Source organism: Aquabacterium sp. (assembly GCF_049274795.1).
GTDB lineage: Bacteria > Pseudomonadota > Gammaproteobacteria > Burkholderiales > Burkholderiaceae_C > Aquabacterium.
On the sequence record NZ_JBASTH010000069.1, the window covers coordinates 1 to 20,389 of the forward strand.

Consider the following 20,389-nt stretch of genomic DNA (forward strand, 5'->3'; position numbering starts at 1 on the left):
GGATTCCATCACCACGCCAGTCTGAGCATCGCGGCATACGGGTTCCTCATGGCTGAAAGACTGATTGCTGACAAACCAGTCGGCGGCAAAAAAAACTTCCTCGAACGCCAAGTGCCTGCCCTTCCCCGCGATTACATCCCTCGTGGCAGTCCTGCGCGCGCAGAGGCACGTGGATAACTCAATGACAACTTTGCGCCATCGGCTCAGCTATGCGCTCATCGCTCGTCTGGGGCAGTGCCCTTGCTGCGGACGCACAAGCGTAAAACTACTTTTGTGACACGGTAAGTAAGATTAAGCAAGGCCACCACATGGCCAGCCTGGATGCCCCCAGCGCTCGCATTGGCCACCTGATTCACAGACACGTCGATCAGGGCCCTCCATTGCAGGGCGTTGATCTCGGCATAGGCCAGGCGGCGTTCATGGGCCTGGGCAATGCGGCGCAGCTCCAGTTGGTGGCACCGCGCTTCCAGGCGCTTGAGGCTGTCCAGGTAACAGCCGGCGGCGCTGTACAGGGCTTCCTTCTGGGTGGGCGTGGTCTTGCTGTCAGCCAGGGCATCGGCCAGGGGCATGGTGTGCAGCTTGCGCAGATCGGGCGGCGCACCGGGGCCGGTGCCATCCTGCTGTAGTTCGCGCTCGGCCAGCCACAGTTGGTGGGCCTGGTACAGGGCATCGAGCAGTTCACGGCTCAGGCACAGTTCGGCCTGCTGGGTTGCGATGTCACTCTGGGTGGCCTGGCCGGCAAGGCCGTGCCAGCCACTTCCGAGCAGCGGGGCATAGGCAGGCACTTGGCATTGAACTCGTCCTTGAGCACGGCCAGGCGCTGCTCAGCCTGCACGCGGTGTTGCTGCAGCGCAGTGCGTGATTGGGCAAAGACAGCCGGATCGCCCACCAGGCGCTTCAAATCGGCCTGGATGGGCGCCAGCAAGGTGTCGCCCAGAGGCTCGCTCCCAGCATGTACCGCAGGCGGTGGTCACGGATGCTGGTGGCCAGTTCGGTGGCCAGCAGGCGGTCAAGGTTGCCGCGCTCGGTGACCACCAGGGCGGGCAGATCCACCGCCTTCCAGGCGGTTTGAGCGGCCATGGCCTGCTGGTGGCGGTTTTCGCTGTAGGGCCGAAGGCCCGCGCAGCCGGTAAGCAGCACGGCAGGCACAAGACACAGCAGGGCCTTGCGTGAGATGGCACAAGTGCGCCAAGGCATGGCGGGCTCCCAGAGTGAATGATCTGGGGGCAAATTCTCGGCGGGAGATCAGGCTCAGAGGGCCCTTTATAGTGGGGCGCCGAGAGGGGGCAGGGTCAGCCCTGCCGGGCCAGGAAATCCTTGTAGGCCAGCGCAATGCCTTCCGTCAACCCGGTCTTGGCCTGCCAGCCCAGGCCATGCAGGCGCGACACATCCATCAACTTGCGCGGCGTGCCGTCGGGCTTACTGGTATCGAACGTGAGCTGGCCTTCAAAGCCCACCACCTGCACCACGGTTTCAGCCAGTTCACGGATGGAAATGTCCGTGCCCGTGCCAATGTTGAGCAGCGGGCCGCTGTAGCCCTGCTCCATCAGGTACGCGCAGGCATCGGCCAGATCGTCGGCATACAAGAACTCACGCAAGGGCGTGCCTGTGCCCCACACCACCAGTTCGGCATCACCGCGCTGCTTGGCCTCATGCGCCTTGCGGATCAGCGCAGGCAGCACATGGCTGTTGTTCAGGTCGTAGTTGTCATTGGGGCCGTAGAGGTTGGTCGGCATCACGCTGATGTACTGCCGGCCATACTGGTCGTTGTAGGCATCGCACAGCTTGATCCCGGCGATCTTGGCGATGGCGTAGGGCTCGTTGGTTGGCTCCAGCGGGCCGGTGAGCAGGTAGTCCTCCTTCAGCGGCTGCGGCGCCAGTTTGGGGTAGATGCAACTGCTGCCCAGAAACATCAGGCGCTGGACACCTGCCTGGTGCGCGGCATTGATCAAGTTGGCCTCGATCACCAGGTTCTGGTACAAAAATTCGGCGCGGTAGACGTTGTTGGCCTGGATGCCGCCCACCTTGGCCGCCGCGATGAAGATGTAGGCAGGCTGCTGGGCCTGGACAAAATCATGCACGGCACGCTGATCAAGCAGATCAAGCTGGGCACGGCCGGCGGTGATGACATTGGTATAACCGGCGGATTGCAGGCGGCGCACGATGGCAGAGCCCACCATGCCGCGGTGGCCGGCAACGAAGATTTTGGCGTCTTTTTGCATGGTGTCTGAAGTGTAAATGCCTTGGCTCCAGGGCAGGCACATCGTGAACACAAGGCAACCATGCGCACGGGGCCTGGGGTTCGCCCCAGGGTTTGCCGACAGAACTTTGAAGCGGCATGGGTAACAATCTCGGGCTTGATCAGGAAGTGAAGCGGAGAAAACACAGTGAAGAGCGATCCCAGTAACCCTCAGTCGTTTTCATCGAGTGCCCGCTCGCGCCGCGTCAAGCTGTTCGCCAGCTACATCGATGAGCTGCACGCCAAGAGCGCGTTCTCCAACAAGAAGATCCGCATCCTGGACATTGGCGGCACGGTGGCGTTCTGGGAGATGAATGCCGCCCACCTGCCGGTCGACAAGATCGAGCTGGTGGAGGTGGTGAACCTGCCCCCCGTGAATGAGGAATACCGCGAGATCAACGGCCTGAAGGTGCAAGCCTATGCCGGCAATGCCCTGAACGCTGCCTCCCTGCGCTCAAGCGCCTACGACATCGTTCACAGCAACTCCGTGATCGAGCATGTGGGCAATTACTCGGCCCAGCGGGTGTTTGCCGACAACGTAGCCAAGCTGGCCCGTTATCACTTCATCCAGACGCCTTGCCGCCTGTTCCCGATCGAGCCGCACTTCTACTTCCCGTTCTTCCCGATCCTGCCGCTAAGCCTGAGAACCTACCTGCACCACAATTTCCACCTGGGGTTCATGCCCAGGGAGGCCTCGTGGGTACAGGCCCGGATCAATTGCGAGGAAACCCGGCTCATGACCCGCAAAGAGCTGCAAGGGCTTTTTGAAGGCAGCACCATCCTGGCTGAGAAGTTCCTGTTTCTCAAGAAATCCTGGATGGTGACCAACATGGCCAGCGCCTGACCCTTCGGCAACCCATGGCAACTCTGCCCAGGGTGCTGCTGGTACACAACGCTTACCAGCAGCGTGGCGGCGAAGACAGCGTACTGGAATCGGAAATGACCCTGCTGCAACAGCAGGGCCATGAAGTAGCCCTGTACCGGCGCAGCAACGACGACATCGAGACGATGTCTCGCCCGGAACTGCTGGCCCAGACCCTGTGGTCCACCCAGACGGTGCGCGACATCGAACAGTGGAGCCTTCGCTTCAAGCCCGATGTGATCCACGTGCACAACACGCTGCCGCTGGTCTCTCCCTCGGTGTTCTGGGCTGCAGGCAAGGTGGATGTCCCCGTGGTGCAGACACTGCACAACTACCGCCTGGCCTGCCTGGATGCCACCTTCATGCGCAACGGCCTGATCTGCGAGGATTGCCTGGGCAAGGTGCCATGGCGTGGCGTGATGCGCGCCTGTTACAGAGGCTCCAAGCTGCAGTCGGGGGCCATGGCTTCCATGTTGGTGATGCACCGCGCCATGGGCACGTTTCGCCGCAAAGTAACGCGTTACATCGCGCTCAGCGAGTTCAGCCGCACCAAATTGGCGCAGGCCGGGTTGCCACCAGAGCGCATCAGCGTCAAACCCAATTTCCTGGAATGGCAGGATGCTCCGCCGCAGGATGACAGAAGCGGCGGCCTGTTCGTTGGGCGCCTGAGCCCTGAAAAAGGCATCGAGGCCTTGCTGAAGGCTCTGTCAACCCTGCCCTCCCACAACGTGCGCGCGGCCGGCAGCGGCCCCCTGGCCGATCTGGTACAGCAGCAGTTGGGTAGCCTGGCCCTGGGTTTCCAGCCCCTGGCCCAGGTCATGGCCTTGATGCGTTCGGCCTCCTTCATGGTGCTCCCCAGCCTGTGGTACGAGGGCTTTCCGCGCACCATCGTGGAAGCTTTTGCCTGCGGCACGCCCGTGCTCGCCAGCCGGCTGGGCACCATGGCCGAGGTGATCGAGGACGGCGTGACCGGGCTGCTTTTCACGCCCGGAGATGTGCAGGACATCGCCGCCAAGCTGGCGTGGGCCCAGGCCCACCCCGCCGAGATGCAGGCCATGGGCATGGCCGCAAGACGCCGCTATGAAAGCCACTACGTGCCGGCTGTGAACCACGCACAATTGCTGTCTATTTACAGGCAGGCGATCACGGAACATCATACGGATGGGGGAAGGTTCCAAGGGTTATCCGCAGGAACTTCGTGAATCTATAGGTAACAATCTCGGGCGCCCACTCTTGGCCCGACGCAAGACGGGCAGTTGTTCAGCCATGTCTTCCACCGTGTCATCTTCGTCTGCTCACACAGAAGTGCTGCCAAGCCCCTCGGTTCAATACCCGCGGTGGTCGATGGCAGTGCTGGCCATCGGCTTTCTGCTGCTGTATATCCCGACCTACGTGACACTGGCGGAAACCACTTGGTCGACGGAGGAGCAAGGGCACGGCCCCATGATCCTGGGCGCCAGTGCCTGGCTGCTGTGGACGCTGCGCGAGAAGATTTTCGCGGGTCCGGCCAAGCCTGCCCCCCTGGCCGGGTTCATCTGCCTGCTGATCGGCACATTGCTGTACGTGATCAGCCGCTCCCAGCAGGTGATCGAGATCGAGGGCTTCTCCCAGATCCCCGTGCTGATCGGCTGCCTGCTGCTGCTGCGCGGCTGGCGTGGCGTGCGTACCGCCTGGTTCCCGCTGTTCTTCCTGCTGTTCATGGTGCCGCTGCCCGGCGCCTTCGTGCAGGCGCTCACGCTGCCCTTGAAGGCCATGGTGTCTTACGTGGCGGAAAACCTGCTGTACTGGGCTGGCTACCCGATCGGCCGTACCGGCGTGATGCTCACCATCGGCCAGTACCAGTTGCTGGTGGCAGACGCCTGCTCAGGCCTGAACTCGCTGTTCACCCTGGAGGCGCTGGGCCTGCTGTACATGAACATCATGAACTACAAGTCCAAGGCCCGCAACATCGTGCTGGCCATCATGATCATCCCGATCTCCTTCGTGTCCAACGTCACGCGCGTGATCACGCTGGTGCTGATCACGTACTACTACGGCGATGCCGTGGGACAGGGTTTCGCACACAATTTTGCGGGCATGGTGCTGTTCACCGTGGCCCTGGTGCTGACCTACGGTTTTGACCGCCTTCTGGCAGCCCGTTTCGACAAGGAGCCCAGCCATGCCGTCGCTTAAGCAAGTACCCCGCATCCTCTTTGTGGCCGCCGCCGTGATGGTGGCCGGCGCCGCGGGCTCGGTGGCGCTCAAGCCGACACACATGACGGCTGACGACCGCCCGCCGCTGGTGGTGTCGCAACTGCTGCCCGACAGCTTCGCCGACTGGCGCATCGACCCGCACTCCGTGGTGATCACGCCCGACCCAACCTTGACGGCCAAGCTCGACGCGCTTTACTCGGAAACCTTCAACCGCACCTACATCAACAGCCAGGGGCAGCGCATCATGCTGTCGATCGCGTACGGGCGTAACCAGAACTCCCAGTCCACCGCGGCACACCGCCCCGAGTTCTGTTACGTGGCCCAGGGGTTCAGCCTTCAGCATGGAGGTTTTGACACCCTGAACCTGCCGGGGCACCAACCATTGAAAGTGGCGCGCCTGCTGGCCCACCTGGACAACCGGATCGAGCCCATCACTTATTGGGTGACCCTGGACGACAAGGCCATCCTGCCCGGGTTTGAGCGCAAATTGACGCAATTGCAATATGGCTTGCGTGGCTTGATCGCCGATGGAATGCTGGTGCGGGTGTCTTCTCTGACCAATAGCCACCAGCAATTCGATTATTCTCTGCATGATCGGTTCCTGGCCGACATGGAGGCCGCCATCCCGAGCGGCTACAAGACCCGCTTCTTCGGTTCCTGAGATTTACCCCAACGTTATGACAATGTCGCGCAAAGTTGCCCTCATCACCGGGGTGACCGGCCAGGATGGCGCCTACCTGGCCGAGTTCCTGCTCAAGAAGGGCTACGAGGTGCACGGCATCAAGCGCCGCTCGTCGCTGTTCAACACCGACCGAATCGATCACCTGTACCAGGATCCGCACGTCGACAACCGCAACTTCATCCTGCACTACGGTGACCTGACGGATTCCACCAGCCTGGTGCGCATCGTGCAGAAGGTGCAGCCCGACGAGATCTACAACCTGGCCGCCCAATCGCACGTGGCCGTGAGCTTCGAAGAGCCCGAGTACACCGCCAATGCCGACGGCATCGGCGCGCTGCGCCTGTTGGAAGCCATCCGCATCCTGGGCCTGGAGAAGAAGGCCAAGTTCTACCAGGCCTCCACCAGCGAGCTGTACGGCCTGGTGCAGGAGATCCCCCAGAAGGAAACCACCCCCTTCTACCCGCGCAGCCCCTACGCGGTGGCCAAGATGTACGCCTACTGGATCACGGTGAACTACCGTGAGGCCTATGGCATGTACGCCTGCAACGGCGTGCTGTTCAACCACGAGAGCCCGGTGCGCGGCGAAACCTTCGTCACGCGCAAGATCACGCGGGCCATCAGCCGCATCGCGCTGGGCCTGCAGGAATGCCTGCACCTGGGCAACATGAGCGCCCTGCGCGATTGGGGCCACGCCAAGGACTATGTCGAGATGCAGTGGCTGATGCTGCAGCAGGACAAGGCCGAAGACTTCGTGATCGCCACGGGCGTGCAATACAGCGTGCGCCAGTTCGTGGAGTTCTCGGCCAAGGAGCTGGGCATCACCCTGGCCTTCGAGGGCGAGGCCGAGCAAGAGGTGGGCAAGGTCGTGAAGGTCGAGCCCGTCAACGGCGAGCTGCTGGCCAAGTGCAAGGTGGGCGATGTGATCGTGCGGGTGGACCCGCGCTACTACCGCCCCACCGAGGTCGAGACGCTGCTGGGCGATCCGACCAAGGCGCGCGAGAAGCTGGGCTGGACGCCCAAGATCTCGTTGCCCGAACTGGTGGCAGAGATGGTCAAGAGTGACTACACCTCGGCCAAGCGTGACAGCCTCGTCAAGATCGCAGGCTTCAAGGCCTACGACCACTACGAGTAAATGACGGCTGCGGCCCCTTCTTTTTCCGTCGAGCGCCGCTCGGTATCCATCATTGGTGGATTGCTGGTGGTGTCTGTGGTGCTGCTGTTCGGCAGCATCTTCTGGCTGTTCAGCGGCCAGAACCTCGCGCTGCTGCAGATACCGTTGGTGCTGCTCTCGCTGATGCTGGTGATGATGACGGGCTTGCTCTACATCATCAATCCACCCAAGCAGATGGGCGCGGCGCTTCTGACGGTGATCTACTTCACCCTGGACCTGACGCTGCGCCAGGGCCTGGTTCAGGGCGGGGGTGCCGACGCGCAATCCATCGTCAAGGGGATGATCGGCATCTTCCTGTTCGGGTTCGGCTTATTCAACGGGCTGCAGCGGGTGTTCCGTCACCCCATCCTGGGGCTGTTCTTCATCTACGCGGGTTACGCGGCGTTTTCAGCCTCGTACTCCAGCACCATGGCGCTGGCCGTCGGCTCCGGGCTCACCTTGCTGGGCATTGTCTTCGTGGTCGCCAAGACCGCCACGGAAGACAAGACCGGTGTCATGCGCCTGTGGACCTACATCTACGCAGCGGCCGCGCTGGCAGCGGTGTTGTCACTGGGTTTGCTGGCCGCCGTCCCGAACATGGCCCGGGACTTCTCCGATCCTGGCGCGTTCCGCCTGCGCGGTATCACCGGCAACGCCAACAGCCTGGGGCCCATGATGGCCGTGGGCTTCCTCATCAGCCTGCTGATGATCAAGTGCGCGCCCACGCCCCGCTGGAAATGGATCCATCGCTTCTCTGCGCTGGCCCTGATCACTGCGCTGGCCATCACCAACAGCCGGGCCACCATCATCGGCTTGGCCGGCTCCCTGGCCATGTCCTTCTTCATCACCCATCAGATGGGCATCATCGGCGTGCTGCTGCTGCTGATGGTGGGCACGATGGCCATGGCCATGATGCTCAACCCCGACCTGCTCGCCGGCGTGCTGGGCGTGTTCGCGGAGCTTTTCTCGCGCAGCGGCTCCGTGCAGGAACTGACATCGCTGACGGGGCGCAGCAGCATCTGGGACGCCTGCTTTCTCTTGATCAAGGAAAAGCCGTTCGCGGGCTATGGCCTGGGCAGCGTGCGCGTCGAACTGCCCAAGGTCTTCTATGACCAGTGGGGCAACAGCGCAGCAACAGCGCACAACTTCCTGCTGGAAAGCATGATCAGCGTCGGGCTGATCGGAACACTGCCTTTGGTGGTGATGCTGGTCATGATGACGGCCGGCCTGTGGCGCTATGTGGGCTCGGGGGCCAAGGCTTACGGGCTGGATCTGCAGGAGCGCGCCATGGCCTTGTGCGCCTTCCAGATCCTGTGCATGTTCTGGATCCAGTCGATGGTGGAGAGATCCTTCTCCGGCATGGCATCGCCCACCACTGTGTCGTTGGGCTTGTGCATCACCACCTGCGTGTACCTGTTGCTCAACAAGCCTCAACCCCTCAGACACAGCCAGCCGGGCTACACCTTCGCCAGACCTGCCCGGAGCACCTGACCTTGGCCCCACTGAAGGCCAAGGCCGCCGTCCTGTGGCAAAGCCCTTCCCTGTGGCTGCTGGGCTCCAACCTGCTCACGCGGGGCCTGAGCTTCGTCGTGACGCTGTTGATTGCACGTACGGTGGGGGTTGCAGCGCTGGGCATGTACTCCAGCACGCTGATCTCCGCCGCCAGCCTGACGACCCCCATCTCGCAGGCCATGGCCAACAGCGCAACCTTGATGGCGGCCCGCGAGACGGGGGGGGTGTCCTCCTGGCGCAAGGTGCTGGCCGCCAATGCCTGGGTTCTGGGTGCTTGCGCCTTGCTGGCCGTGGCGGGGCCCTGGTTCCTGTACGCCCGAACGGATACGCAGAACGCGTTCGGGGTGATGCCAGCCATGGGGTACACGGTGGTTGCCGCCCTGGCCCTGGGGCAATTGCTCTCCCAGTTCATGCTCGGGCTGGCGCATGGCACCCATCTTTCAAGGCAGTCGGCATGGGTCGTCACCGCCGTGATGCTGATCGGGTTGCTCAGTTGCTGGCCGGTGATCCAGATCTGGGGCCTGACGGGCGCGCTGGTTCAAGCAGCCCTCGTCATGGCAGCGCCTGGCTTGCTGCTGTGGCTGCACGCCAGGCGCCAATCTGCAGCCACCTCTCCCGCCGAAGCCCGGGCGGGCTACCAGGACGCTTGGGCGCGGTTCTCCCACGCCTTGCCCAGCATCGGCTCCACGTTCATCAACAACGGCACCAACTGGTTGTGCTGCATCTACTGGGTGTTGCAACACCATGGGCACACCGGCGTGGGCCTGGTGGCGATCGGGCTGCAATGGGCGGCGATCATGCAACTGCCCGTCAACAGTTGGGGCGGCCGGATCGTGCATGCACTGGGCACGGCGGCCGAGCAGGGGCCAGCTGCCCTGAAGAAGGAAACCGCGCTTCAGGTGCGGCGCTGCGTCGGCGTGACGGTGCTGATGGGGCTCGGCGTGTCGGCCCTGTCCCCCTGGATCGCCGATCTCTACCAGGCCGATCGGCACATGCTCATCGCCCTGATCCTGATCAATGGGCTGGCCACTGTCGTGTCCAGTGTCAACTACGTGTTCGAGCGCGTGTTCTTCTGCCTGGACAGCCAGCGCGTGTGGTTGGCGGCATCGATGTTCACTTACGCCATACAGCTGGTCTTCACGGCTTTCGCGATCCCTCACTCCCTGCTCGCCGTCGCATGGGGCAACCTGCTGGCCGTCTCGCTGATCATGGTCATCGTCTTCCTGCACTTGCGCTGGCGATGGCGCCCGACCGCCACCGTCGGCCCAGCACACTCCTGACCGCCCACCCATCATGGTGAACCGATCTCTCCCCCCTGCTCTAGCACCAGACCGCCCGCGCGTGGCCCTGGTGACCAACAACCCACCGCCCTACCGGGTTCCGGTGTTCAACGCCATTGGCGACCACCCAGAGTGGGACGCTCATTTCATTTTCTCGGTGGCTCGCGAGCCGGACAGGGCCTGGGACTTCGACCCGATCCGCTTCAAGGCGCACTATCTGCGCGAGCGCTACGTACCGTCCAGCGACACGTACATCCACTTCAACATCGACATCTGGAAGCTGCTGCGCGAGCTGAAGCCGGACCTCGTGTTCCTCAACGGCTTCAATCCCACCAACGCATTGGCCTATCTGTACGCACGCACACACGGCGCAGCGATAGGCCTGATCATCGATGGCACCATCCTGACGGAACAGCGGCTGTCACGCTGGCACCGCCTGATGCGGGCCTGGATGTACCCCCATATCGACACCTTCGCCGGCCCCAGCGAGGCCACCCTGCAGTTGTACGAGCACCATGGCGCCCATCGCAGCGCGATGTTCAAATCCCATCTGTGCGCCAACAACGAGGCCTTCGGCAAAGAGCAGGTAGCACGCAGCGAACAGGACGATCTGATCTTCTGTGCGCGCTTCATCGCCGAGAAAAGCCCCTCCTTCGCACTGCAGGTGGCCGACGGTGTGGCCCAGAGGCTGGGGCGCAAGGTGTCCATCAAGATGGTGGGCTCCGGCCCGCTCGACGAGGCCTTGCGGGCAGAGGCCGCACGCTATCCCAACCTGAGCTTGAGCTTCCCCGGCTTTGCCAAACAGGCCCAGTTGCCCGGGCTTTACGCCCACGCACGCGTACTGCTGTTTCCCACCGTGCGAGATGCCTGGGGCGTGGTGGCCAACGAAGCGTGCGCCTCCGGCCTGCCCGTGGTCGTGACGCCCATGGCCGGGGTGGCCGGCGAGTTGGTGGTCGATGGCGACAACGGCTTCGTGCGCCCGCTGGACCTGCCCGCCTGGATCGATGCAGTGACGCAGCTATTGAGCGATGATGCGCTGTACGAGCGCATGTCCAGGCGCAGCCGAGAGTTGGTGGCGCCCTACACGTTCGACAACGCGACACGCGGACTGGCCGACGCCATCCGCCACGGACTGAACAAGCACAAACGCTGAAGGGGTTCGCCATGCGCCTGAAGACCTGGTTGTGGATCGGTGCCTGTGTGGTGGTGCTGTCGGCCGCGACACTGGCCATGTTGCAGAGGACATCCGCCTCCTGGCTGGAGGCTGACATGGTGCGGGGCGTGCAGCCCGTGACCGATGCGTCCCAGCCCCCTTCCGGCTATTTCCATCAACTGATGGACGACGGCCAGGCAGACGGGCCGTTGACGGTGCGATACCGCAGCGAGACATCGGCACAGGGCAACGCCGTGCTGGTGATTGCGCTGGACAACAAATCCAGACGAGTCACCAACTACAACCTGTTCCTGGCATCCAGCCCTACCGATGTCGTGCAGGGCGGCCTGTACCGGATCTCGGCCCAGTTGTCTGCCACCGACAGTGTGCGGACACCCCTGATGCTGGGCCTGGGTTTTCAGCTTTACCAGTCCGGCGGTCAGTACCTGGGTGACACCTCACCGGCGAGCGCCATGTTCACGGGGGTGCTGGGCGCAGACCAGCCCGTGCAGGCTTCCTGGCTCGGAGGCACGCGCTATGAACAGCAGGACAAGGCGCCATCGTCGCTGTTGCCACGGCTGTCGCTCTACAACATCCCGCCAGGCTTCGTGGGCGAGATTCGCCTGACCAACGTGGGCTGGCAGACCCCGGCAGCCGCCCAGGCCAAGGTGGAGATGGCATCACGGCAGTCCGCCACGCCGCCCGCCAATGCCTGGGCAGTGGCTGCAGGCCAGATGCTGCCTCTGCGCTTTGCGTTGACACCACAGGAATGGACACCCGACGGGGCCTCCGCAGCCACGTTGACCTTGCGCGCGCCCTCCGGCCGCACCCAGGCCTACCCCTCTGACGCCCCCGTGATCATGGTGAGCGATGAAGGCCAGGCCCTCAGCACTTGGCAGGTCCGTGTGCCTGCGGACTGGCCTGCGGGAGCCTCCAAGCTGCTCTATGCGCAGACAGGCTCATCGCAGCGCGAGATCGGTGATGTCTCGGTGAGCGGTCAAACAGGCGTGTTCATCGGGCATGCTTTCCATCGATACCCGGGCGCCAGCGAAAAGCTCTTCGGCCCCTTGAGCATGCGCTATCAATTTGCCCGGAGTCTGGCGAACGATCTGACCTACCTGAATCAATGGTGGACCGGCGATGGTGACTACGACTGGCGCGGCATAGACCGCTGGGCCGACTTTCACGCCGGCACGGGGCAACGCCGCCTCCTGATCACCTTCTCCGGCTCACCACGCTGGGCCAGCCAGTCGCCCCAGCAGGCCGCTGCCATGGGCCAGCCTGGCAATGCCGCGCCCCCCCGGCGTGAACTCTTCGCAGCCTACGAGCGGATGGTGCGCGACACCGTGAGCCGGTACAAGGACCGACTGCTCGCGGTGGAATGCTGGAACGAACCCAACAGCCCAGACTTCTTCACGGGCACGCAGACCGATCTGGCAGACCTGTGCCAGCTGGTGCATGACGGGGCCAAGGCCGTGGCGCCTCAGTTGCCCGTGATATGCCCGCAGGCGGACAGCCCCGAAACCGCAGCCTTCGTGTACGAGGCGCGCACCAGCAAGGGAGATTCGATCCTCTCACGTTGCGACGTGGTTGGCGCCCACATCTACAACCGCCTTGGACACGACACCCAAGGCCGGTGGTACGCCGCACAGCGGCTCGATGATTCGCTGGAACTGCTGCGCAAGATCAACCAGCGCCATGGCGTTCTGGACAAACCGGTCGCCGTGACCGAATACGGCGTTTCAAGCTGCGTCACGCAACCGACCCGGCAACACCCGCAGCCCTTCGGCAGCATGCCATCGACCGAAGCAGGCGATGCGCTCTACCAGAGCTTGGGCAGTTTCCGTGAAAAGGGTGTGTGGATGGTGGCGCTGTACTCGTTCGACCACGAGAACAACGATCCGAAGTGCCGACCAGGTGGCAGCTTCACGCGCATGATGCGCATGGACGAGCAAGGCCGCCAGGTGGTGGACCAGGCCGTGGTGACACGGTTGAACGAGGCGGTCCGTGATTTCGGCCGCCCCGATGGCGTCAGTACTCGTTGAGGATCGTGCCGACGATCTGCGTGTCGCCCATGCCGACCGTGCGCACCAGGCTTTCCAGCGAGGGCACCGACGTGCGGTTGCGGCGGGCCAGCACCAGGGCAGCCCCGCACTTGGCCGCGGTCACGGCACCATCGGTACCGACCGATGAAGCCGGTGTGTCGACGATGATGCGGTCAAACTTGGTGCGCAGCTCACGGATGAGCATGCCGAAGGCTGGCCGCTCCAAGAGTTCGAGCGGGTTGGGGGGCGTCACTCCCACGGGCAGCACGAACAAGCTGGGCAGCTCACGCACGGACTGAATCACCTTGGAGGCCACCCGGCCCGACAGGATGCTCGACAAGCCCACGTCGCCACGCTCCAGGTTGAACAACTCGTGGATGCGCGGCGTGCGCATGTCTGCATCGATCAACAGGGTGCGGCCAGGCAGCTGCGAGAAGGCCACGGCCAGATTGGCCGCGAAGTAGGTCTTGCCATCGCCTGAATTGGGGCTCAGCACCGCCAGGGCATGGCGAGGGCCTTCCCCGCTGTACATCTTCATGATCAGATGGCTGCGGATCGTGCGGAAGGTTTCGGCCTGATCCGAGAACGGGCGCGCGCCCACCACCAGCTCAGCGTTGAGCCCGCCGCGCCCTTCGGCGGCGTAGGGGTAGTGGAACTGCTGGGCCAATGCCCACAGCACATCATCGCTGTTGGCAAAACCCAGCTGCACCGCGGCCTCGCCGAAGCGCACGCCGTTTTCGCGCTGGTAGTTCAGGATCTGCTCGATCTGCTCCGGCGACAGCTTGTTGGCCTGGCTGATGATCTCGCCGATGGAGCGATCGGGCGCAGCGCCTTGCTCGGTATCTCGGAAGGCGGGGTCCTTGCGGTCATCGGGTGCACCGAAGGACGAGGGATAGGACGACGGCTGATACGAAGAGTTCATGACCACAACACCTCAGGCCGACGCCATGGGTTTGACTGGCACGACGGCATTGCCGCCACTGCCCTGGGACGGATCCGGCCCCTTCTTGAGGCGGCGGAACATGCCCTTCTTGCTGGCACTCGGGTCTGGCAGGATGCCGATGACCGGCAGATCCAGTGTCTGGATCAGGTCGAACGGGCTACGGACACGACGGTCGAACAGCTCGACACCGAAGGCGGCCATGAGGCCAAGCAAGGCCCCCATCACCGAGGCAACCGCCATGTTGAGGAGCATGCGGGGCGACGAGTGCTTGGCCGGCTCGGTGGCGGCATTGAGCAGCACCACACCGGCCTGGCCGGCATTGCTCTCGAGGCTGGACTGGCTCTGGCGCAGCTGGATGGTGTCGTAAATGCGTTGAGCGCTCAGCACCTCGGTCTCCAGCAGGGTCAACTCGGTGCGTTGATCCTTCATGGAGAGCACCTTCGCGCGCTGATCGTCGTAGGCCTTGAGGGCTTCCGACAGGCGTGTGGAGGCGATGGTGTCGGTGATGCCGACACTGGCCGTGATCTTGCCGGTTTCGTTGCGCAGGCGAGCGTGCAACGCCTTCAGGTTGGCATTGGCCTCTTGGACCAGGGGATGGTTCTCGCCGTAACGCGCGTTGAGTTCCTCAAGGCGCGCTTCCTGACGGGAAATGTCGGACTTGATGCCGCCGATCAAGGGGTTGATCAGCACATCGTTGATCTGATCGGGGCTGCGCCGGGCCTGGTTGCTGCGGGTGCCTGCCTCGACCTGTACAGCCTTGAGCTGCAGCACCTGGTTGGACAGCTCCGCCAGGCGCGCCATTTCGACGTCAAGGCGCTCTTCGGTGGCGATGATGCCGCGCTGACGCTGCGCTTCGGCCAATTTGGTCTGCGCAGTTTCCAGCTTGGAGCGCGCTTGCCGAGCACGCTCTTCGAAGTATTCGGAGTACTGACGCGCGGGGGCGTTGCGCATCTGGACCGTGGTTTCGATGTAAGCCTGGGCAAACGCATTGGCGACCGTGGCCGCGAATGCCGGATCATTGCCGTCGTACTGGATCTCGATGACGTTGGATTCTCGGGCGGGACGGACTTCGAGGCCCTTGGAAATGATGCCGCCCATCCAGGCCTCGTAGCTTCCGCGGCTGTCGGTCTCGGATTCCCAGCGCTTGCGCATCGACGGGATGTCGCCCAGGCGCAGCATGCGCACCACCCGCTCTGCAACGTGCGAGCTCTGGATGATGTCGATCTGCGTGGCCAGAATGCTGCTGGGCAAGGCGCCGCCAAGGGCCGCCACGGTGGTGGAGATCGGGTCCGGCCGAGAGTCGATGACCACGGTGGCGGTGGCCTTGTAGCTCTTGGGCATGATCAGGCTGACCAGCAGGGTGCTGATCAACACAAGCACCAACACACCCACCACCAGCTTCCACCTGGCCCAGACGATTCTGAGAAACTGATCAAACGTCATCCGACGTACTCCCGGAGGTGCCCATGCATTCTTCCATCGGCCGATGGGGCACAAACTGAAAGGAACCTTTCATGGTGAAAGGCTCCTTCCTGATTACTACTTGGCTCTGACAAGATCAAGGCGCCCAGGCGCCTATCACTTCAGGCCGGAAAGCCCCTTGCTGAGCGCATCCGCGTCCAGGCCAGACGAGGCCGGTGCAGCGGTAGGCGCGGGCGCAGGCGCGGCAGGGGCCGGCGTGGCCGCCACGGCCGGAGCCGACGCGCCAGAAGCGGCATCGGCGGGCTTCTCGGCGAACTTGCCGATGTACTCCACCTTGGCTTCGGCACGCAGTTCCTTGCCGCGCTTTTGCAGCCATTCCTGGCGCTTGGTTTCAGTCAGGAAGCGCTCGATCAGCGGCTTGGATTGATCGAAGGTAAGCGGCTGCGGACGGCTGGCGACCACCAGTACGGCCTTCATGCCGCCATTGCCTTGTTCGTACAAGGCCTGGCCATCCTTGAGGGCACCGATGCGATCAACCAGGTTCAGCGGCAGCGATTCGGCCGGCTGGGTAACCTGATTCACGCCAAACTTCAGGCCGGAATCCTTCAGGGCTTGCGCGAAGGCAGGCACATCGGGTGCGGCGGCTTCGAGCTTGGCCTGCAGGGCCTTGGTCTCTTCAGCCGAGCCCTGGATGGTGAACTCCTGCAGCATGAAGATGCGACGGTTGCTGAACAGGGCCGGCTTGGTGTCGTAGTACTTCTTGACGTCGTCGGCCGACGGGGTGCCGATGGCCGCGGTGGAGGCCTTCTCGAGGTAGGCGCGGGCCAGGATGTTGCGACGCTGGGCATCGAGCAGTTGCACGATCTTGGGATCGCGGTCGAGCTTTTCTTCCTCGGCCTTCTGGACGGCGATTTCCTGGTCGATCAGGCCTTCGAGCACCTGACGGCTGGCGGCATCGACCTGCTCGGGCTTCAGGCCGGGCTGACGTTCGAGCACGAGGTTGATCTGGTGAACGGTGAGCTCTTGCCCGTTGACGCTGGCAGCAGCCTGGCTGGCCTTCGGGGCTTCCTTGCCATCCTTGCTGCAGGCGGCCGTCAGCAGGGCAGCGGCGACCACCACCGGCACGAGGGCCAGGCGCGGCATCGAGAGCGAGCGTTGCTTGTTGTACAGATCGAAGTGCATAGAACGTGGATCAAAAAGTTGAAGAACTGGGGGCCAGTGAATCGTGTTGTGTGAATCAGGGCGCCCGGATCTGGTTCCCGAGGGTGATCCCTTTGATGACAGAAATGTCGAGTGTACGTGTTGCGTCAACCGCATTTCAGTCGTTTTGAGGCCGGAGAGCCCCGAGGATTCCCGCAAAAAACAGGCCGGCCAGTGTGCCGGTCAGATGTGACAGGGGTGAAACATCGATGCCCAAGGTGGGGTGCGGATAGGTCGGCAGTCCGTGGCTGAGATCGAATCCCACCTTGATGAACAGGCCCACGAGCACGGCCATGCCCAGCGCTTTGCGGCCTTTGAGCAGCAGGTGCACCGCCAGCACGGCGATGCCCGCGTGCAGCACGCCGGAAGCCCCCATGAATGCGGGGAGTCTGGGGTCCAGCAACAACAGTCCGTTGGCCAGGGGCCACGCCAGCAGCCAGGCCAGCGCCTCACGCGCCCGCGTCTGGGCCAACCAGCCCAACACGGCCAGCAGGCCGCAACCAAGCAGATTGGCCTGCAGATGAGGGGGGCTGGCGTGAGCCCAGGCGGCCGACACCCAGCGGGTAGGCGGGTTGTGCGCCCAGCCCTGCGCCGGGTGCATGGCCAAGATGGAATCGAAGCCCACGACGCCGATCAGGCCGGCGGGCAAGGCCAATGCAGTGGCCACCGCGGCCCAGGCCAGCCCCTCGTAGCGCGCCAAATGCCGCGCAAACTGGCGTCGTGCGAAGTGCGCCGCGCTCACAAACCGGGGAAGACGTGCCCCCACAGGGCCAACACGGCCTGGCGATGCACATCCGCCGCCTGCAGGGCCTCGCCACTGAGCTTGGTGGGGGCCTCGTCGAGGCGCGCCCGGTGCTGCAAGCGCCGCAGTTCGCGGTAGGCCGTGCCGGCGCGCGCGCCCAGCCCATCAGGCAGCAGGCCGACATCTTCGGCACGCTGCAGCAAGGCGATGTTGCCCACGTTGTCCATCAGGGCGGGGTGCTCGCAGCTGTGGGCCAGCACCAGGTACTGCACGGCGAACTCCACATCGATCATGCCGCCACGGCTGTGCTTGAGGTCGAACTCGCCCTCGCCGGCCGGGTGGGCCTCGCGCAGGCGATCCCGCATGGAGACGACCTCGCCACGCAGCGCGACCGGATCGCGGTGGTTGGACAGCACGCCACGGCGCGTGTCCTCGAAACGCTCGGCCAGGGCCGCTTCGCCCGCGCACCAGCGGGCGCGCGTGAGGGCTTGGTGCTCCCAGGTCCAGGCGGTGTTGCTGCCGCGCTGACGTTGGTAATCGTCAAAGGAATGGAAGGAGGTGACCAGCAGCCCCGAGTTGCCATTGGGGCGCAGGGCCGTGTCGATGTCGAACAGCTCGCCGGCTGAGGTACGCAGCGTGAGCCAGCTCACCAGCTTGCGCGCGAAGGCCAGGTAGGCGTCGATGGGGCTGGGGCTGTCGGGGCCGGCGTTGGCGTCATCGGCATCGTCCAAGCTGTCGTCGTACAGGAAGACCAGGTCCAGGTCACTGCCATAGCCCAGCTCCTTGCCGCCCAGCTTGCCGTAGGCGATGACGGCGAAGTGCGGCTGGTGGCCCACGGCCCAGGCACCCTGCTTGCCGGGGCGCTGCTGCAGATGGGCCCAGGCCCAGCGCAGGGCCATGTCGAGCGTGACATCGGCCAGGGCGGACAGGTCATCGGCCACCTGCTCAACGGTGATCAGGCCTTCGACGTCACGCACCAGGGTGCGGAACACCTCGGCGTGGTGGGCCCGGCGCAGGGTGTCGAGCAGGGATTCTTCATCGGCCTGGCCGGCGCGGCCCCAGGCGCGGTGGCGCTCGGTGAGGTCCTTCACATAAGCCTGGCGCTCAAAGCGGCCGTCCATCAGGCGCGGATCGGCCAGTTCATCGATCACCCCCGGGTGCAGCATCAGGTAGCGCATGGACCAGCGCGCCAGACCCAGCAGGCGCAGCAGGCGGCGCAGCACCTCGGGGCGCTCGGCCAGCATCGACAGGTAGCTGTCGCGGCGCAGCAGCGGGTTGAGCCAGTCAATGAAGCGCAGCACGGCCTCTTCGCCCAGCGGCGATTCGCCCGGCGCGTCGGGCGGGGCCAGCGCCAGCCGCGTGGCCCGGCCGATCAGCTTGGCCAGACGCAGCTTGGCCGCATCGGACAGGATGGCCACGCGCGGCTGCTTGGAGAAGCTGACCACGCGCGCACCGATGCTGGCGGGCAGCATGGCGTGGAAATCCTCGCTGTCCACCGGCACGGGCGGGCCGCCGCAGACGCCCTGCTTGCAGTTGCCGGCAGCGGGCGCGCGGCCATCGTGCAGCAGCGCGTCGAACTCGGTGGCGACGAACTCGCGCACCTGGCACAGCGCGCCCATCAGTTCGCAGGGGCCGCTGCGCTCATCCGGCTTGCTGCCGCATTCGGCGATGCAATCCTCCAGGCCCAGGCTGGCGGCGATCCAGGCCAGGTCGGCGTCTTCCGTGGGCAGCAGGTGCGTCTGCTGATCGTCCAGGTACTGGATGCGGTGCTCGATGCGGCGCAGCAGGATGTAGCTGTTGGCCAGGCGCTGGGCGGTCTCGGCCGGGATCAGGTTGCGCGCGGCCAGGCGCTGCAGAGCCTTGAGCGTGGAGCGGGTGCGGATCTCGGGGAACTGGCCGCCGCGCACCACCTGCAGCAGTTGCACGGTGAACTCGATCTCGCGGATGCCGCCGCGAGAGAGCTTCACATCATTGGCGCGCTCCGGGCGGCCGGCGGCGCGGCGGTTGGCCTCGTCGCGGATCTTGCGGTGCAGCTGGCGCAGCGATTCGAAGATGCCGTAATCCAGGTAGCGCCGGAACACGAAGGGGATGACGACATCGCGCAGCGCCAGGGCGTGCTCGTGGCGATCGCCCTTGGGCATGGCAGCGCGGGGCGCCACGATGCGGCTCTTGAGCCAGGCAAAACGCTCCCACTCGCGCCCCTGCACCAGGAAGTAATCCTCCAGCATCGACAGGCTGACCACGGCGGGGCCGGAGTTGCCGTTGGGGCGCAGGGCCAGGTCCACCCGGAAGACGAAGCCGTCTTCGGTGGTGTCGCCGATGGTCATGCTCAGGCTGCGGGCCACCAGGCTGAAGAACTCGTGCACGGAGATCTGGCCGGACAGCCCGCCCCGGCCGTTGTCCACGCCGGTGGTCTGGCCGTCTTCTTCGTACACGTAGACCAGGTCGATGTCGGACGAGACATTGAGCTCGCGCCCGCCCAGCTTGCCCATGCCGACCACCCACAGGTCAATGCGGCGGCCCTGGGCGTTGAGCGGGGCGCCGTAACGCACTTCATGCTCGGCGAGCGCGGCAGTCAGCGCCAGGTCCAGCGTAACTTCGGCCAACTGGGTCATGGCGGAGGTGATGTCGCCCAGCACTGCATGCCGCTCCACATCGAGCACGACCAGGCGTTCGAGCACCAGTTGCCGCGCCACCCGCAGGGCCGACACCAGCGGCCGGCCATCGGCCATCAAACGCTCGATGAGCGCCAGGATGGACGGTGTTTGCGGGACGCCGGGCTCAATGGAGGCGAAAATGGCACGTTCGGCCTCGTAGCGGCGCCGGATCCGCTGCACATAGCGGGCATGATCTGCGCGAACGGGGCCTGCCTCGGCGCCTGGGGAACCTGAGGCAGCGGTAACAATGTCATTACGTAGATGCATAAGACAGCAACAGCTCTGTGCTAGGGTTATCGGCTGTCGAAC

At 64.3% G+C, this 20,389-nt stretch carries 17 protein-coding genes and 1 pseudogene; 10 read left to right on the forward strand and 8 right to left on the reverse strand.

The features are described from left to right. Positions 1-177 (forward strand): annotated as a pseudogene (locus tag WAQ08_RS09870) (IS701 family transposase); the annotation flags it as partial. 38 nt (positions 178-215) lie between these two features. On the opposite strand, the gene WAQ08_RS09875 reads toward WAQ08_RS09870, so the two are convergent. The 3 genes from WAQ08_RS09875 to fcl form a co-directional block, all read right to left on the reverse strand. Continuing rightward, positions 216-785 (reverse strand): hypothetical protein, encoded by a 570-nt coding sequence (locus WAQ08_RS09875; protein ID WP_422191403.1) that lies wholly within the window; start codon positions 783-785, stop codon positions 216-218. A gap of 112 nt (positions 786-897) precedes the next feature. Beyond that, positions 898-1,197, reverse strand: a complete 300-nt coding sequence (locus tag WAQ08_RS09880; RefSeq protein WP_422191404.1) for a hypothetical protein — start codon at positions 1,195-1,197, stop codon at positions 898-900. Positions 1,198-1,292: 95 nt separating this feature from the next. Then, positions 1,293-2,222 (reverse strand): GDP-L-fucose synthase, encoded by a 930-nt coding sequence (gene fcl / locus WAQ08_RS09885; RefSeq protein ID WP_422191405.1) that lies wholly within the window; start codon positions 2,220-2,222, stop codon positions 1,293-1,295. A gap of 165 nt (positions 2,223-2,387) precedes the next feature. On the opposite strand from fcl, the gene WAQ08_RS09890 reads away from it, so the two are divergent. The 9 genes from WAQ08_RS09890 (at position 2,388) to WAQ08_RS09930 (ending at position 13,116) form a co-directional block, all read left to right on the forward strand. After that, positions 2,388-3,083 carry a hypothetical protein gene (locus WAQ08_RS09890; RefSeq protein ID WP_422191406.1) on the forward strand — a complete coding sequence of 232 codons (696 nt, stop codon included), beginning with the start codon at positions 2,388-2,390 and terminating at the stop codon, positions 3,081-3,083. 14 nt (positions 3,084-3,097) lie between these two features. Continuing rightward, on the forward strand, positions 3,098-4,303 hold the full coding sequence (locus WAQ08_RS09895) for a glycosyltransferase (protein WP_422191407.1): 1,206 nt from the start codon (positions 3,098-3,100) through the stop codon (positions 4,301-4,303). A 142-nt stretch (positions 4,304-4,445) separates the two neighbouring features. After that, positions 4,446-5,273: an exosortase B gene (gene xrtB, locus WAQ08_RS09900; protein ID WP_422191408.1), complete on the forward strand. Its 828-nt coding sequence runs from the start codon at positions 4,446-4,448 to the stop codon at positions 5,271-5,273. Further along, positions 5,260-5,955, forward strand: a complete 696-nt coding sequence (gene epsI / locus WAQ08_RS09905) for an exosortase-associated protein EpsI, B-type (protein ID WP_422191409.1) — start codon at positions 5,260-5,262, stop codon at positions 5,953-5,955. Before xrtB ends, epsI begins: the two co-directional genes overlap by 14 nt. Positions 5,956-5,977: 22 nt before the next feature. After that, on the forward strand, positions 5,978-7,108 hold the full coding sequence (gene gmd / locus WAQ08_RS09910; protein ID WP_422191410.1) for a GDP-mannose 4,6-dehydratase: 1,131 nt from the start codon (positions 5,978-5,980) through the stop codon (positions 7,106-7,108). After that, positions 7,109-8,617 (forward strand): O-antigen ligase family protein, encoded by a 1,509-nt coding sequence (locus WAQ08_RS09915; RefSeq protein WP_422191411.1) that lies wholly within the window; start codon positions 7,109-7,111, stop codon positions 8,615-8,617. 2 nt (positions 8,618-8,619) lie between these two features. Next, positions 8,620-9,918, forward strand: coding sequence for a hypothetical protein (locus WAQ08_RS09920; protein WP_422191412.1), 1,299 nt, complete (start codon positions 8,620-8,622; stop codon positions 9,916-9,918). 61 nt (positions 9,919-9,979) lie between these two features. Next, a complete protein-coding gene (locus WAQ08_RS09925; protein WP_422191413.1) occupies positions 9,980-11,071 on the forward strand; it encodes a glycosyltransferase family 4 protein in 1,092 nt (363 codons plus the stop codon). A gap of 11 nt (positions 11,072-11,082) precedes the next feature. After that, a complete protein-coding gene (locus WAQ08_RS09930; RefSeq protein WP_422191414.1) occupies positions 11,083-13,116 on the forward strand; it encodes a hypothetical protein in 2,034 nt (677 codons plus the stop codon). Here the strand turns inward: WAQ08_RS09930 and WAQ08_RS09935 are convergent. The 5 genes from WAQ08_RS09935 to glnE form a co-directional block, all read right to left on the reverse strand. Continuing rightward, entirely contained in the window at positions 13,103-14,038 is a 936-nt protein-coding gene (locus WAQ08_RS09935; protein ID WP_422191415.1) for a polysaccharide biosynthesis tyrosine autokinase, read from the reverse strand. The genes WAQ08_RS09930 and WAQ08_RS09935 overlap by 14 nt on opposite strands. A 12-nt stretch (positions 14,039-14,050) precedes the next feature. Beyond that, complete coding sequence (epsF, locus tag WAQ08_RS09940; protein WP_422191416.1) at positions 14,051-15,502, reverse strand: chain length determinant protein EpsF; 1,452 nt, start codon at positions 15,500-15,502, stop codon at positions 14,051-14,053. 135 nt (positions 15,503-15,637) lie between these two features. Continuing rightward, the gene (locus WAQ08_RS09945) at positions 15,638-16,663 is read right to left on the reverse strand and encodes an EpsD family peptidyl-prolyl cis-trans isomerase (RefSeq protein ID WP_422191417.1); all 1,026 of its coding nucleotides are present in this window, start codon (positions 16,661-16,663) and stop codon (positions 15,638-15,640) included. A 136-nt stretch (positions 16,664-16,799) separates the two neighbouring features. Continuing rightward, a complete protein-coding gene (locus WAQ08_RS09950; RefSeq protein WP_422191418.1) occupies positions 16,800-17,423 on the reverse strand; it encodes a rhomboid family intramembrane serine protease in 624 nt (207 codons plus the stop codon). After that, on the reverse strand, positions 17,420-20,260 hold the full coding sequence (glnE, locus tag WAQ08_RS09955) for a bifunctional [glutamate--ammonia ligase]-adenylyl-L-tyrosine phosphorylase/[glutamate--ammonia-ligase] adenylyltransferase (RefSeq protein ID WP_422191419.1): 2,841 nt from the start codon (positions 20,258-20,260) through the stop codon (positions 17,420-17,422). Before glnE ends, WAQ08_RS09950 begins: the two co-directional genes overlap by 4 nt. Between the last annotated feature and the right edge of the window lie 129 nt (positions 20,261-20,389).